Here is a 13665-nt window from a genome sequence, read left to right as displayed (position 1 = left end):
CCCTGCAGGGGTGCATGTGAATTGAAATGTTGTTTATGCCGGTGAACCAGGCAAAGTATTAGGGTACGGGTCATCTGTATTCCACTGAGCATAAAAACGTAGCTCACCGATATTCATCGAAGTGACCATAAGGCGTTGCCCATTCTGTTGTTGTATGGTGGTGTTCCCCAGACGAGCGACCTCTTGTGTGCCATAATAGTTGGTGCCAGGAACCGTATTCTGCCCCCAAAAGCCTTTAGGCAACTCAGCGAACTTCCCGCTAGTAGAAGAGTTCTGATACCAGTAGGTAAGCCAATGAATCTGATTGTCGATACGGCGGATAGCGTGTGACCCTCGACCAGAGCCACCCATCGCCGCATCAGCATAAGACGGGGCAATGACAGACGTGTCCGCGCTTACCTTGCGCCAGCCTGTGTCACCTTTCAACACAACCCAACCCGTCGAGCCAGTACCAGACTTCTTACGCCACATCACCGCACCGTTCGTCTCCAACAAATCAACATAAAGCGAACCAACCGGGGCAGAAACAACACCCTCCGGATAACCATTACCCTGAATCGTGGAAGCCGACTGCGACACCGTGACGTTACCGGCTGGACCTTGCGGGCCAACAGCTCCGGTATCTCCCTTATCCCCCTTAGGGAGAACAAGGTTCAACACCTGGTTAGGAGACGACCCAGTGACCGTGGCTGAGGCAGTAGACCCACCTGTGACAGTCCCAATAGAAAGCGTATTAGAAGCACCAGGAACACCTTGCGCGCCAGTTTCTCCACGCTCACCACGTTCTCCCTGCAACCCACGCGGTAACACAAAACTACTCTGAGACCCATCAGAATAAGTAACCGTGCCAATATCGCCATCAGAAGTGATGGACAGGATACCGCGCCCGTCTGCTCCTGCTGGAATCTCAGCAAGAGCAGAATCTAACGTGTCAGTCCCAGTCACCCAATACCGTTGAGCGTCAAGGATAGGCTGAGAGGGCACATCGTCATAAGGGTTAGATGCCGGGGATTGCGGGTCACCAGAAGGCACGAACTTATCATCAGTCACGTACAAGTGACCGGCACGAAGATACGTCGCCCGCTCCAAAACCGCGTGAACGTTCTCCACAGTCGCATCATGGATAACATGCCAGAACCGCTCCGCCGGGTACTGCTGATAGAAATCAGGGAACGTGGCATCAAGATACTTATCAGCACTATTCTCGAAGCACATCTGAACATCAGAAGCATCAACGAGAGCCTGAACCGTGTTCGAGCCGGGGTTAGTGACAACCGTGAACTCATCCCCGAACTCGCTCTTAATATCCTGGTACAGTTCAACAAAAGCCGGGACAAGAGACTCCTGCTCACCCCAGCCGTTGATCCCTTCATCGAGGAAAACACCATCAACCTGATACCAATCACGGTGGTTACGGATCTCCGCAAGAATCTCCGCACGGTCACGCCTACCATAATCAGTACGGACATAACCCAGCAGCTTAGCCCCCGCGTTACGGGCACGCTTCGACTGCTCCAAAAAATCAGGGTCAAGAGAAACCCCAGAACCGTTACCGATATTCAGGATAACGAAACCAAGAGGCATCCCACGAGTGACCCTGAGCCACTTAGAGCTATCCCGGTTGTACCAGTCAGCCCAGAAGTAAGTGATAGGTGAGAAGAAACGGTGCAACTGCCCCGAAACTTCCCCGCCGTCCCTACCGTCTCGACCAACAACACCATCCTTACCAGGGACTACCGGCAGAACAGTACGGAAAGTTTCACCATTAGACATAGTGAAAACAAGGTCAGACCCATCAGCGGCAACCGACACAACGGACACACCATCCGCGCCACGCTCACCACGGGTCACATAATCCCCCACCACCGGCGACGGAACAGGAGCAACCGCGTTCAAATCAACCGTCCCAGCCTGAGCCGGGAAATCAAACCCACGCAGACTCACACTAAAATTGCGGGGACGCTTCAACTTGAAAACAACCCGATACGACCAGGCAGAAGGGTTCACACCATCAGACGGGGCAACCACACGACCCGAAAGCTTCCCCTCAACCACAGGGAAAGACACCTCAGACTGCACCACCACACCATCCGAGACCCGAATAACCGGCACGGACGGTTTCAACGTCATCGACCCCGAAAGCGGTTCACCGTCAGGGGCGTAAAACGCCCCCGTCACATTCATAAATTCCATTTACTCCCCCTGCTCTTTAAGGGAAATATCCCCCGCACGAATCTGATAATCCAGAAGCGCATCCTGCAACTGATGAACTTGCTGCGTTAGGAAAGCCGCTTTAGCTTCCAGCTGCTCATACGTCATTTTTTCAGCCATATAAATTCCTACCCGTTCAAAATTCCAGTACCGATAGCCAACCAAATCACGAAAACTGACCCAGTGGAGAAAGTGTCCGTGTTCTTCACACGAAGATGAAAACCAGAATTGGACTGCTTAGTGACCACATACGACACCACCGCGTTAGCACCATTTGTGACCATAGGGAAAATGGCGGGATTATCGCCAGTCAAAGCAGTTGGAAAAGTTATATCCCAATCCGCCGACGCGCCCGGAGCAAGAGAAGCCGAAGTCACCCGCCCCATCTTCCACGCCGGTGAATCAGCAACAAAACGCCCCTGAAAACCGATACCAACCCCAGGGTAAAGAAGCATCCCCGGGTCATCACGAGTAGCGTCCTTTTTGTCCGTGGCAATAATGTTCAGCTTCCGGTTAGCTAAATTCGAAGGCACCTCAAACCAGATACCCGCGTGAGAGTCCTGATAAGAAGCGTTACCGCCCCAATTAGGGGTGTAAAGGTCAATCGCCGCCGCCGTAGACTTCTGAGTAATCTTCACACCCGAAGAATCATCATAAGAAGTAGCGAAAGACCCCACCACCCGGTTATTCTTACCGTCCAGATTCACAGCAAGATTCCCCGCAGAGTCATAAGCCTTATACCCAGTAGAATCAATCTTCACACCCTGATTAGCGTTAGCAGAAGTCTGAATCGTTGAACCAGTAATCAGCGCCGAAGATACCTTCTGAGCCACCAGCTCAGGGGTCACAAGAGATTGCACCACTGTCGCCCGATTCAAAATAGCATCCTCTGAGACCACCAGCTTTTTCGTTTCAGACGACATAGATTTCACCAGCTCAGCAGACATAGCACCAGTGACATTCAGCTGCGCAATATCCACTGTGCCCGTCAGAATCGCATCCCGACCCACAATCAGTCGTCGCGAATTTATTTGACTTGCCGCCGTCGACCCGATAGCTTCCTCTGTCGTATCAGCTTCTACTTGAGCTATACGATCACGTGCTGCGGAAATATCCTGCGCTGCTTGATTTAGAGAATCAGTGGCCGCATCAATAGCCGCCTTGCCCTGGCTAATACGAGTGTCGAAGTCCGCGATAGCGTCCCCATCCCAGGTTCGCGCCACATAAGACGAATCATAGAAAACCACGCGCTCATCAGGTTGGGCAACCTTCACACCATGCGGCACAGTCTGCGGATTATCAACACGACGCATCAGACGCTTCAAAGAATCATCCGGGCGCGTAGGACGCAAATCATTGTACTTAGCCACTACCAGACTCCTTCCTGAAAATCGAGAGTCACCATATTGTCCAGGCTCCCGTTCATCTTCAGTAGCTTCATAGGCCGCGTACCGTCTGGGATATTGATCCAGCCCCGCATCGTCACGTTCGCAGTGTCACCCACGTAGAAAGATCCCAGCGGATTCTTTGTTGAAAGCCCGTGATACTTGAAAGTGAGCTGGTCAACCATCTGAGACTGGGCACGTAACGCGCCTTCAGCTTTCACCTTAAGTACGTCCTCTTTAGCCTGGTCAGAGTCGGACATGACATCTTCAAGGAACGGCATTGAATACTGGTTTTCGATGGTGGAGAGGTCTTGCGCGAAAGCACGCGCCACGCCCTCCCCCTCACCCGCACCAGTACACCAAACACGGTGACGGATATTAGCGCCCGATGACTTGATAGACGGGTCAAGCACATCAGAAGCCGCCGAAGTCATATCAAAATCAGGGGTACGATTCTGCGGTATAGACGTAGAAAGCGCCGTCCCATGCACCATGACCCATTCGATACGCCGCTTATTCGTGCCCTCTACCCACCGGGGACGGAACATAATATCCGGGCCGTTGATAACCTCGGAAAGTTCGGTGAGACGCTTATCTATACCGTTATTAGCTAAATTCCAGTCCTCATAAGTACGCTCATACCTGCCACTCTCAACCGGGAAATCACGGACAACAGGAAGCGCGCCACCTGGACGATCAAGCCCATGCTGAACCAGCGCCCAGGCTATATCCCCATACGTCATCCCCTTGTACGCGAGAGACTGCCACACCGTTCGGTGTTCAAGAATCTTCCGGATACCACCACACGAGAAAGAAAGCTCATCTGTAGTCTCAGTGCCATAATCAGTAATAGGTCCAGCCACAATAGGGGACTCTAAGCCGTCCTGCCCTGTATACGTGAAAAGTACCCCACCTGACCAAGGAAACCACCACAGGCGCTCACGACGCAGCAGATCAGCTTTCTTCACCGTGACTGAGAAATCCTCAGTCTTATTCAACTCAATAGACCAAGAACCTGATACAGGGTCAAGCTCAGAACCAACCTCACCCGTCGTCGTACGAATCGAATAAACTTTCCAGCCATTCTCGTGAGCGGTCATTATTGTGTAGCCACCCCTCGATGGATCACACGGAAATCATCACCAGAGAACTTATCGACACCACCATAGCGCACACGCCAATTACCGGACATGCCAGAAGGATTGAAACGATGCTCAACCGTGTACTTCACGGTATGCCGTCCTGCTTTGAGCGTGACCAGCCGGGAGAACTCCTTCGACTCATAGAAACGGTCAAAACGACGCTCCCATGAATACTGAAGAATGTCATCCACATAGATACGGTAAATAACTGACCCGTACTCTTCTTTAGTGTCAAATTCGGAGGATACGCACGAGGAAAGCTTCAGCTCAACGTCTGAGTCAGTCCACAGGCCGAAAGAGCCAGCGCCACGAGTGAGCTGCTCCCCTGGCTTATGCACAGTCGTGTCAGTGTCCACCGAGGAAAAGAGCACGCCGAACTGAGCACCGACCGGGCGAGTGAAAACCCGGTTGCCTGTAGGTGTGCCCTGGCGGGTTGAAGTTGCGCCAGCGGGGATGACCATTCGCCCAATTTCCACGGCGTTAGCTGGCACAGATGCGCCTACACCAACCACCACACCGTTATTGCCATCCGTAGAGGGGAAATTCTGCTTCACATAGATAATGTCCGTACGCGACCCCGTTGCAGGAGCGGCAGCGGTAGGGACAGTCTGCGCCAGCACCGGCACTTTGATTTTGTGGAAATCATCAAGCTTGATAACCACAGCCCCAGCAACCACCTGATAGTTCATACCAGATGTGCCTTTGACATCGCACCCTGTGATAATGCCAGCCCAAATGTACTCAGCCGAGATAATCGCCTGAATATCCTCTGGGGTCGTACCGTTACCGTTTTGGTCTGGCCCAACGCCGAAACCTGTAGCCATAAAGACTCCTTACATATACGTTGAAGAAAGAGAAACATCAGCCCAACCATTAGACGGCGCAAGAGCCGTAATCCTGGGCTGGAAAGAAGAACCAGCCGGAACAGTGAACCAATCACGGGATGTCAATTTGTATGTCTGATCCATACCACCCACCAGGACAGAGCCGGTCTTAGAATCCACAACCACCGGCGTTGAAGCTGCCACCGTGGACGGGTAAGTGATTGACCTACCATTCCAGGTCAGGGAAAAACCAGCGGGGAAATCACCGCGCACCGTGATAACCGGAAAAGCATCAGCATTACCCTCATTCGGTAGCGCAGAAGCAATAGGAGCCGACTTACCCCAATCAAGGACAGGAACGCCGTCTTGATTTCTTTTTGTCGTAAAAAGCGGGTACACAAGACCCTGTCCAAAACCAGCCGGGAACACCTGAGCCACACGAGCCGGGGCATACAAGAAAGGGTCAGGCGCGGTAAGAGGAATCTGCACCTCCAACGCCGTCATGCCCAGGTAAGAATGCTTAATCTCCCCGCCAAGCTTCACAGTTGACGTAAGAGTCAAATCATCCGTAGTGACTGTGAGAGTCCCAAACTCCCCATCCCACAAAACCCCAGACAGGAAACGGTCAGCCAACAACCTGTTCTGCTCAGTATCAAAAACAAGCGTCCCACTCAAAGTAAGCTCCCGGCCAGTACGCAAAGAAGGCACAGCAAAAAAGCCATGCCCCAGCGTACGCTGTGAACCGTCATCTTTCACACCAACCCCACCGTAAAAACCAGCAAGGTCAGTAAGGTAAGCCTGGTACGAGGCAGACTCGTCCTCCACGTTAGAGAAAGACAAGTCAAGCCCCGCACCAGAAAGAGTGGCGACGCGAATCGCCTTAACCACTTAGACTCCCATCTTAGAAAGTTGCCATGCAAGACCCTCACCAATACGAGCACCAAACGTATCGGGTGAAATACCCTCACGCTCAGGCACAGTAATGTTGATCTGCTGGCTAGTGCCATTGTCCGTAGCGGATCGCTCCGCAATTTGATACATTGCGTCCCACTGTTTCGATGTCAGCACGTAGTCAGGGGTAGAGCGCTGATGGTCGATAAGGCGTAGACCCTTACCGGAAATCATGCCGCCGTCGTCGTAAAGACCAGGGGCTTGGAACCCGCTCCGCGCAAAATCTACGATGCCACCCAGCGCATACCCATGACCGCGCCCAATAGCACCTAACATGCCAGACGTACCATAGCGAGCTTTCGCGTAGTTCATCGCGGCAACAAGGTTAGCCAACGGGTTGAAACGGTCATTAGGTAGAGACGGGTCACGATACGCGTTGAACGTAGACCCAATCACCTGAACAAGACCCTTAGCCAAGTCACCAGTGATTGAGTTAATATCCGTATATCCGCCCTGAACTGCTTTCGGGTTACCACCAGACTCTGATTGAATCTGACGTTTCCACGCATTCACGTAATCGTCGCGTACAGGCAGACCAGTACGTTTCAAAGCGTCCTTAACCGTGCCTGTCCAATCACCGCCAGAAGAACCACCGTCATCAGCACCTTCACCATTACCCACGATGAAATCAAAACCAGACTGAACCAGTTGCTTCACCGCGTTAGTACCGATACCCACGAAATGGTTACCAGGGAACATCTTTGCCAAACCGTCCATAGACGCATTGACCATCTTTCCGACGGTTGCATCCCAAATAGGTTGCAGAACGTCCCTCAGATTGAACCCTGATTCCCCGCCGTTCACGTCGTAGGTCTTCACACCCTCACCAGGCTTACCCCACGCGCTACGCAGAGCAGCATAATCAGAACCTGAAGGCGACTTCACACCAGCAATAGCAGGATGCATAACCGACGCACCATTATTCGTGTGGTCAAGCGAAAGCGCGTGCCCAAACTCGTGCATCAGAATCGACAAGATCATATTCGACGGCGCGGAAGGATTCACCTGAACCGAGGAACCCTGATTGAAACCCCAAGGTCCAGCATTACCAGTACCAACAGTCACCGACGGGCCTTTACCATCAGTGTTCACGTTCAGCGCCGAACGCCCCATCCAAGCCTGCGCCGCGCGCTTCGTAGAAGCACCCAGAAAAGACTTATCTGGGAAGTTCATAGCCCCGGCGCGTGAAGCCGCAGCCTGGAAAGAACCCCAAATACCCGAACCACCAGAAGGAGGCATAGACCCAGAGGTACGGAAAGACGAACCAGCCCAACCATACGCACCAGCAGGTGCACCGTGGTCATGTCCATCACCAGAAGCTACACCGTGCTTCTTCTTCCATTCCTCAGCCGCACGGACACCGCCTGAGTTGGCGGCACCGTTCACACCATGAATGAAATCAGCACCCAAGGCACGAACAGCCTCAGGGACAAGCACACCCTCACCCTTACGCATAGGGGTAAGAAGCTCGTCCTTTTTCTTCGACTGGTAGCCGGGCAGAATACCGCCACGAGCATAGCCGGGAATAATACCACCAGTAGCGAAACCGCTAGGAAGGTGAACCTCAGGTAGTTTATCTACCTTGAACTTTTCAGCTACCTTGTTGTAGTTCTTAATGAACCCGCCATTGATAACGGTGTCTACGACAAACTGGACAGGCTCTTTCACCTTGTCTTTAATTTTGTCCCAGACCCGGCCAATGCCATCCTTAGCGCGCGTAAACGCACCAACAACATCATCCTCAACAAACCGCATCAACGGCGAAAGGACATTATCACGAGTCCAATTCCAAGTACGGCGAATCTTATCGCTAATCCAGTCCCAGACCTGACCGACTTTATCTGAAAGCCACTGCCAAGCAGGGCCGAGAGTCTGCTTCAAGAAAGAAATCAGCGGGTTGAATATCGCGTCACGAATCCAAGCCCAAGTTCGCGCTATCTTATCGCCAATCCAGGAGAATACAGCCGAAACTTTCTCCCACAACCAGTGGAAGGCTTGCTTTAGAACATCCAGGCCAGCACGAATATAAGGAAGAATCGTCTGATTAAACCAGTTCGCGAAAGCCTGGATTTTGTTCCAGCTCCACGTGAATACCGCGCTCACTTTGTCCCAAAGCCAATGAAAAGCAAGCTTCAATATATCTAGTGAAGCCTGAATATAAGGAGTCAGGGTGACTGCGAGCCACTGCCCGAATGCGTACCCCTTATTCCAAATCCAGGTGAAGACAGCTGAGACTTTTTCCCACAGCCATTGGAAGGCGATTTTCAGAATATCCAGAGAGCCTGTTATCAGCGGGAGAGCGACTGTGCTAAACCAGCTTCCGAATCCGCCGATTTTCTCCGCTATCCACGTGAAAACCGGGCTAATAATCGAGTTCCACAGCCAGAGGAAAATCGGCCCCAGAGTATTCGATATGACCCACCAGAGTCCCTGGAAAATCGTCATAATGACCGCTACAGCAGCCGCTATAGCCACACGAATCGCGTACCAGACCGGCTGAATAATCGTGTCATTCAACCACGAGAACCAGCCACCAAGGGTCTGCAGCGCACCAGAAACCCACGGGATGGCAACAGTAGTCAGCCATGTGACGAACCCAGAGATAACAGCGGTGATGAAACCCCACACCGGCTGAACCACATTCTGGTACAGCCAGACGAATTTGTCTCCGAGCCACTGCAAGCCGGTCATAATCGCGGGCCAGGCGACTTGAGTCCACCAATCAACGAACCCAGCAATGACCTGCTTAATCCAGTCCCAGACGAAGTTCACACCATTACGGAACCACTCAAAATTCTGGTACGCATAGATAACCGCACCAATCAGAGCGCCAACAATAGTGATAGTCAGACCGATAGGGCCAGTCAAGAAAGTAAACGCGCCACGCAACAAAGTCATCGCGCCAGCCCACAAACCAGTAGCACCAGCAGCGATAGACGACGAAGCCGCCCACAAACCAGCACCAGCCGAGGCAATAGTCAAACCAGCCGCGAATGGGCCCCACTTATCGACAGTGTCCCGTAGGAAATCACCAATAGGCGCAACTGCGCCCTTGATACCGTCAAACAGGTCAATAGCCTTAGCAGCTACATCAACAAACCCCTGACCTATAGACCGCTTAAAAGCCTCAACCTTATTCGCCGCCGTATCATGCAGGGTATCCCCCATCTTCGAAGCGGCACCATCAAGAGAATCAAACTTATCCCCAGCAGGGTCAAGAGTCCCCAGAAACTCCGGTATCTTATCGACACCCAAATCCTCAATCTGAGTACCAAACAGAGCTAGAGCCGCCTGGGACTGAGCAGTCGGGTCATCCATGCCCATCAAGCCGCCAATAATCTGCCCGAAAGCTTCCTCCGCGGTATCACCACCGGCAAGCAGTTTTCCGGTCATCTCCTCAGCATCAAGACCAATAGCCTCATAAGCACCAGTAGTTGACTTAGACATGTCAGTCGAGCGAATCTGGAATTCCTTGACCGCGTCGCCCATTTTGTCGATACCGATTGATCCGTTTTCGGACGCTTTGACAAGCATCCCAACGGCGTCTTCACCACTGATACCAAGGCCAGCGAAGTGTTTAGAATACTCGGTGATAGCATCGGTCATTTCGCCGCGGAAAGCGGCAGGGACTTTCTGCATAGCCCCCGTCATGAGGTCAAAACCCTTATCCGCATCAGGGACAAGACCGTTATTAATCATCACGCCGACAGAGCCAACAGCATCAGCCACGTCAATACCGAACGCATCAGAAAGGTTCATAGCGTACCCAGTGATACGCCCGATGTCGCCCTCAGACTGGCTAGAAAGTCCTTTGATAGAACTCAACGCGGCGCTAGTAGCCTCGTAAACGTCACCCATGGACTCGCCATAGCCCTGAGTGAAAAGCTGTGAAGCGGCAGAACCAGCTTTCTTAGCAGTTGCCGGGTCAAGGTCTAGCTGAGCTGCTATCTTGCCTTTGAGGTTCGTCTGATCCATAGCCTCAGTGAAAGAAGCCGAAATTGTAGCGCCAAGACCAACAGCGGCGAATAATCCAGGTAGCTTCTTGAAAGCACCATCAAAAGCGGAGACCATGCCAGATGCGCCTTTTTCACCAGCGCCACCCATCTCCGAATCAATATCATCAGCAGCTTTAGAAGCACCCCCACGGATACCACTAAAAGCCCGCTGAAAAGCTCCCTTAATACCACCAGAAGACTGCTCCGCCGCGGTCTCCATCTCACTGATAGAGTTGCGCGTTTTTTCCAGCTCATCACGGGCACCTCTAAGCACGGACTCCTGAGCCATGTACTCAGCGTTACCACGCTTCACGCTATCCGCATGAGCAGACTGCACATCAGCAAGACGCTTTTCAGCGTTCACCATAGAAGCGTTCTGATCGGCAAGACGATTACGGGCAGTTAGGATAGCAAGCTGCGCGCGTTCCATCTTCCCTGCAGAAACAGAACCGGACTCCTGCAAACGAGCTGCTTCTGACTCAGCCGTCGCAAGCTTCTGAGCGGCAAGCTCAGAATCACGCATCGCCTTAGCTACCTGTTGCTGTGCCGCTTCAACCTTACGGGCAGAAGCTTCCTGAGATGAAGCTGACTTAGCGGAAATATCCTCTAGGCGCTTCTGAGCCTGAACAACCTCATTTTCAAGCCTACTAAGGTCAGGTTTAGCGATACCTTTAGAAACACCATCACTGATGTTCTTACCAGCAGAAACACCAACCCGCGAAGCAACCGGGAGTAAACCTTTTTCCAGCTCCCCCTTAATACCGCGGAAGGTAGGAACAATAGGTAAATACGCAGCGGCGATTTCTATAGCCACTTGCACACTCCTTAAATAGAAAAGGGGCTGCACAAAAACTTGTACAGCCCCAACACATCACAACCCGAAAAGCTCCCTAGCGTCATCCCCAAGGAACTCAATAACTTCCTCAGTAGAAGCCGCCACACCATAATGCTTATCCGAGTCATTCTCAGGCTCACACCCCGGCAAATAAACCGGCTCAGGAGGTTTACCGTTCTTCTGAGCGCCCTTAGACTTAGTCCACGCAAGCCACTGAACCGTGTTCATGATGCGGGTAAACATATGATCCTGCACAGACCAGCGGGCACGCTCACCGTGCAAAGCCACCGCCAGTTCATTACCCCAACCGTTGCCGAGGGTTTTCACAATTACAGCCAGGTCATGCCAAGTGAACTCAACCGAACCAACATCACGTAGCCGCAACCCGCGCTCAATCAGGCAGAACTCTAGTGAATCACCATGCTTATCCATGATGTCCACTAGAGTGATTATTCCCCCAGGTTAGCGCCTGAAAGTTCCTGCCACTGCTTGAAGAAATCAGCCAAATCTTCCGGGCCAAGCTCATCAATCACTGAAAGAGCTTCATCGTCCGCGAAGTGCTCTAACATGGTGAACATCAAATCCATTTCAGACAAATGGCGGTTCTTGCGAATCAGACCAGCCTTCGGCTTGAAACGAGGGATACTCACATCCCCAGCAGCGGTTTCGATAACCAGGTTCTCGCCATCAGCAGGGAGGTGGTCTTTATGGGTTTTCTTGGAAGTAGCCATAGTGGGGGCAACCTTTCGATAAAAGAATCAGTATGGGGGCTAGAAAGTAAGAAGCCCTGGCGCGGCAAGCCCCCACGGATGAAACCGCGCCAGGGAAGAAAAAGGGGGACTACGCAGTCTTTACGGACTCGTATTCGTAGCCGTTGTTACCGGAGGAATCCTTGTAGCAAGTAAGAGTCAGTTCGTACTTGATGAGGTCAGAGTGAACGAACTGGGTTGAACCAATCTCAGTGATCTGAGCGTTAGGGTACACCAGGCGGAGGCGACGGTCGCCGTCCATAATGTCCGCAACCCAAGCACGGAAAGGAAGCTGCTTCTCGTTCTTCACAATCGTACGAAGTGAGGTACCCGGATCGTCAGGGTCAACGGTAGTAGTTACGTTGTCCTGCCCGAATACCTCCTTCAAGGTGACCTCAGTGCGGGAAATCAGGGTGAAGGTAACCTTCAAACCGTACTCGGACTGCACGGTACGGGCAATGTCGCCGCCCCATGCGCGAATATCATCGGTTGAGCGCTCAGGCGACTCTTCCAGACCATCCTCAGATACAAGACCTACAAGCTTCAGTGCAGGGTCAATAGCCGCCTTAGTGCCAGTAGGAAGAGCGACAGAAGTTTCACCAACACGCAATCCGCCGGTTGAGCTAGGTGCACCAATGACGGTGTTATTAGTAACAGTAGCCATATTTATGGACTCCAAATCTTTTTTAAATAGCGAAGCCCGCACCAGAAAACGGCACGGGCTTGTGGGGGCTACTTAGTAGTTACTTCTTAGAAGTCTCCGACTTCACAGGGTCAACCTGGCGGACAACAGGCTCAGCAGCGACCTCAGACTTAGGGGCTGATTCAAGCCAGCCCTGCTCCTTGAAAGCTTTCAAGTGATCTGCGTTCTCGTATTCACGAGTCACGCCAGCAATAACGGGGTGATAAACGATACCCGTCTTGGTGTTAGACATTTTCGACCTCCAAAGTCGTCAAATCAGTAATAAAAGTGAAAGGAATCGTCACCCGGTAAAGGTCAGGACGATTCGGGTCATCAAGAGAGCGCGGCGGCACAATATCCATCGAATGGACAGCCACACCAGGAAGGATGAGACCTTTTAGGCCGCAATCAGTAAGAGCACCATAGATGCGGATAGCGGAATCGAAGGCAGAGACAGAATCTTGCTCCCACACCTCAACTAGCATCTCTGCAAGGTCACGTTGGTTACTCGCCACCAAATCCCCACCAGTACGAGATACACGCACCGTACCAGCCCCAGCATCAGCGGGAACGATAGTAGAAGCATCTACCCCGTATCGTGACAGCGCGCCCAGCACATCAGCTTCCACATCGCGCGGAACTAGAATCTCTGTCATCTACCGGCTCCCACATTTCTAAGGATTGTTTGCCGTTTCGCGTTATCCAGGCGTGCTTCTCTTGATTCAGTGAACACAGAGGCACGGGCACGTTTCGAGCCAATCCTCGAAGTCGCGGCATACCCCTCGCCGGAAGCGTTAGCAATCTTTTGCGCCCGGTCAAGAGCTACCTTCCGAAGCTCAGGAGAACGCAGAATTTCGCCTACGCCCTTACGGTTTAGTTTCAGCTCCAAAC

The 13665-nt window shown here is 52.3% G+C and carries 13 protein-coding genes; all 13 read right to left on the bottom strand.

Annotated features, from left to right (window positions below):
• Positions 1–33 precede the first annotated feature (33 nt).
• The 13 genes from IDM48_RS04555 to IDM48_RS04495 all read right to left on the bottom strand — a co-directional run bounded on the left by IDM48_RS04555 (position 34) and on the right by IDM48_RS04495 (position 13663).
• Entirely contained in the window at positions 34–2193 is a 2160-nt protein-coding gene (locus IDM48_RS04555; RefSeq protein WP_190618266.1) for a spherulation-specific family 4 protein, read from the bottom strand.
• Positions 2194–2331, bottom strand: coding sequence for a hypothetical protein (locus tag IDM48_RS04550; RefSeq protein ID WP_186303205.1), 138 nt, complete (start codon positions 2329–2331; stop codon positions 2194–2196).
• A gap of 8 nt (positions 2332–2339) precedes the next feature.
• The gene (locus IDM48_RS04545; RefSeq protein WP_190618264.1) at positions 2340–3581 is read right to left on the bottom strand and encodes a hypothetical protein; all 1242 of its coding nucleotides are present in this window, start codon (positions 3579–3581) and stop codon (positions 2340–2342) included.
• Positions 3581–4696 (bottom strand): hypothetical protein, encoded by a 1116-nt coding sequence (locus tag IDM48_RS04540; RefSeq protein WP_145176215.1) that lies wholly within the window; start codon positions 4694–4696, stop codon positions 3581–3583. The genes IDM48_RS04545 and IDM48_RS04540 overlap by 1 nt, the downstream gene beginning before the upstream one ends.
• Positions 4696–5562, bottom strand: a complete 867-nt coding sequence (locus tag IDM48_RS04535; RefSeq protein ID WP_145176218.1) for a hypothetical protein — start codon at positions 5560–5562, stop codon at positions 4696–4698. Before IDM48_RS04535 ends, IDM48_RS04540 begins: the two co-directional genes overlap by 1 nt.
• Positions 5563–5571: 9 nt before the next feature.
• Positions 5572–6450, bottom strand: a complete 879-nt coding sequence (locus IDM48_RS04530) for a phage tail family protein (RefSeq protein ID WP_145176221.1) — start codon at positions 6448–6450, stop codon at positions 5572–5574.
• A complete protein-coding gene (locus tag IDM48_RS04525) occupies positions 6451–11322 on the bottom strand; it encodes a phage tail tape measure protein (RefSeq protein WP_190618260.1) in 4872 nt (1623 codons plus the stop codon).
• A gap of 57 nt (positions 11323–11379) precedes the next feature.
• The gene (locus tag IDM48_RS04520; protein ID WP_145176224.1) at positions 11380–11775 is read right to left on the bottom strand and encodes a DUF5361 domain-containing protein; all 396 of its coding nucleotides are present in this window, start codon (positions 11773–11775) and stop codon (positions 11380–11382) included.
• Between the two features lie 17 nt (positions 11776–11792).
• Positions 11793–12074 carry a hypothetical protein gene (locus tag IDM48_RS04515; RefSeq protein WP_190618253.1) on the bottom strand — a complete coding sequence of 94 codons (282 nt, stop codon included), beginning with the start codon at positions 12072–12074 and terminating at the stop codon, positions 11793–11795.
• Between the two features lie 109 nt (positions 12075–12183).
• Positions 12184–12756, bottom strand: coding sequence for a phage tail tube protein (locus IDM48_RS04510; protein WP_145176230.1), 573 nt, complete (start codon positions 12754–12756; stop codon positions 12184–12186).
• A 79-nt stretch (positions 12757–12835) separates the two neighbouring features.
• Positions 12836–13027: a hypothetical protein gene (locus tag IDM48_RS04505; RefSeq protein WP_145176233.1), complete on the bottom strand. Its 192-nt coding sequence runs from the start codon at positions 13025–13027 to the stop codon at positions 12836–12838.
• A complete protein-coding gene (locus tag IDM48_RS04500; RefSeq protein WP_145176236.1) occupies positions 13020–13430 on the bottom strand; it encodes a hypothetical protein in 411 nt (136 codons plus the stop codon). The genes IDM48_RS04505 and IDM48_RS04500 overlap by 8 nt, the downstream gene beginning before the upstream one ends.
• The gene (locus IDM48_RS04495; RefSeq protein ID WP_145176239.1) at positions 13427–13663 is read right to left on the bottom strand and encodes a hypothetical protein; all 237 of its coding nucleotides are present in this window, start codon (positions 13661–13663) and stop codon (positions 13427–13429) included. The genes IDM48_RS04500 and IDM48_RS04495 overlap by 4 nt, the downstream gene beginning before the upstream one ends.
• Positions 13664–13665 lie beyond the last annotated feature (2 nt).

It is taken from the genome of Rothia amarae, assembly GCF_014705945.2.
In the GTDB taxonomy this organism is placed as follows: Bacteria; Actinomycetota; Actinomycetes; order Actinomycetales; family Micrococcaceae; genus Rothia; species Rothia amarae.
This window is presented reverse-complemented; position numbering and strand designations above follow the sequence as displayed.

Bases quoted from the DNA above. Each gene is read 5' to 3' on its own strand.
- IDM48_RS04555 (WP_190618266.1), bottom strand. From the start codon at position 2,193: ATGGAATTTATGAATGTGACGGGGGCGTTTTACGCCCCTGACGGTGAA.
- IDM48_RS04550 (WP_186303205.1), bottom strand. From the start codon at position 2,331: ATGGCTGAAAAAATGACGTATGAGCAGCTGGAAGCTAAAGCGGCTTTC.
- IDM48_RS04540 (WP_145176215.1), bottom strand. From the start codon at position 4,696: ATGACCGCTCACGAGAATGGCTGGAAAGTTTATTCGATTCGTACGACG.
- IDM48_RS04535 (WP_145176218.1), bottom strand. From the start codon at position 5,562: ATGGCTACAGGTTTCGGCGTTGGGCCAGACCAAAACGGTAACGGTACG.
- IDM48_RS04520 (WP_145176224.1), bottom strand. From the start codon at position 11,775: ATGGATAAGCATGGTGATTCACTAGAGTTCTGCCTGATTGAGCGCGGG.
- IDM48_RS04515 (WP_190618253.1), bottom strand. From the start codon at position 12,074: ATGGCTACTTCCAAGAAAACCCATAAAGACCACCTCCCTGCTGATGGC.
- IDM48_RS04510 (WP_145176230.1), bottom strand. From the start codon at position 12,756: ATGGCTACTGTTACTAATAACACCGTCATTGGTGCACCTAGCTCAACC.
- IDM48_RS04505 (WP_145176233.1), bottom strand. From the start codon at position 13,027: ATGTCTAACACCAAGACGGGTATCGTTTATCACCCCGTTATTGCTGGC.
- IDM48_RS04500 (WP_145176236.1), bottom strand. From the start codon at position 13,430: ATGACAGAGATTCTAGTTCCGCGCGATGTGGAAGCTGATGTGCTGGGC.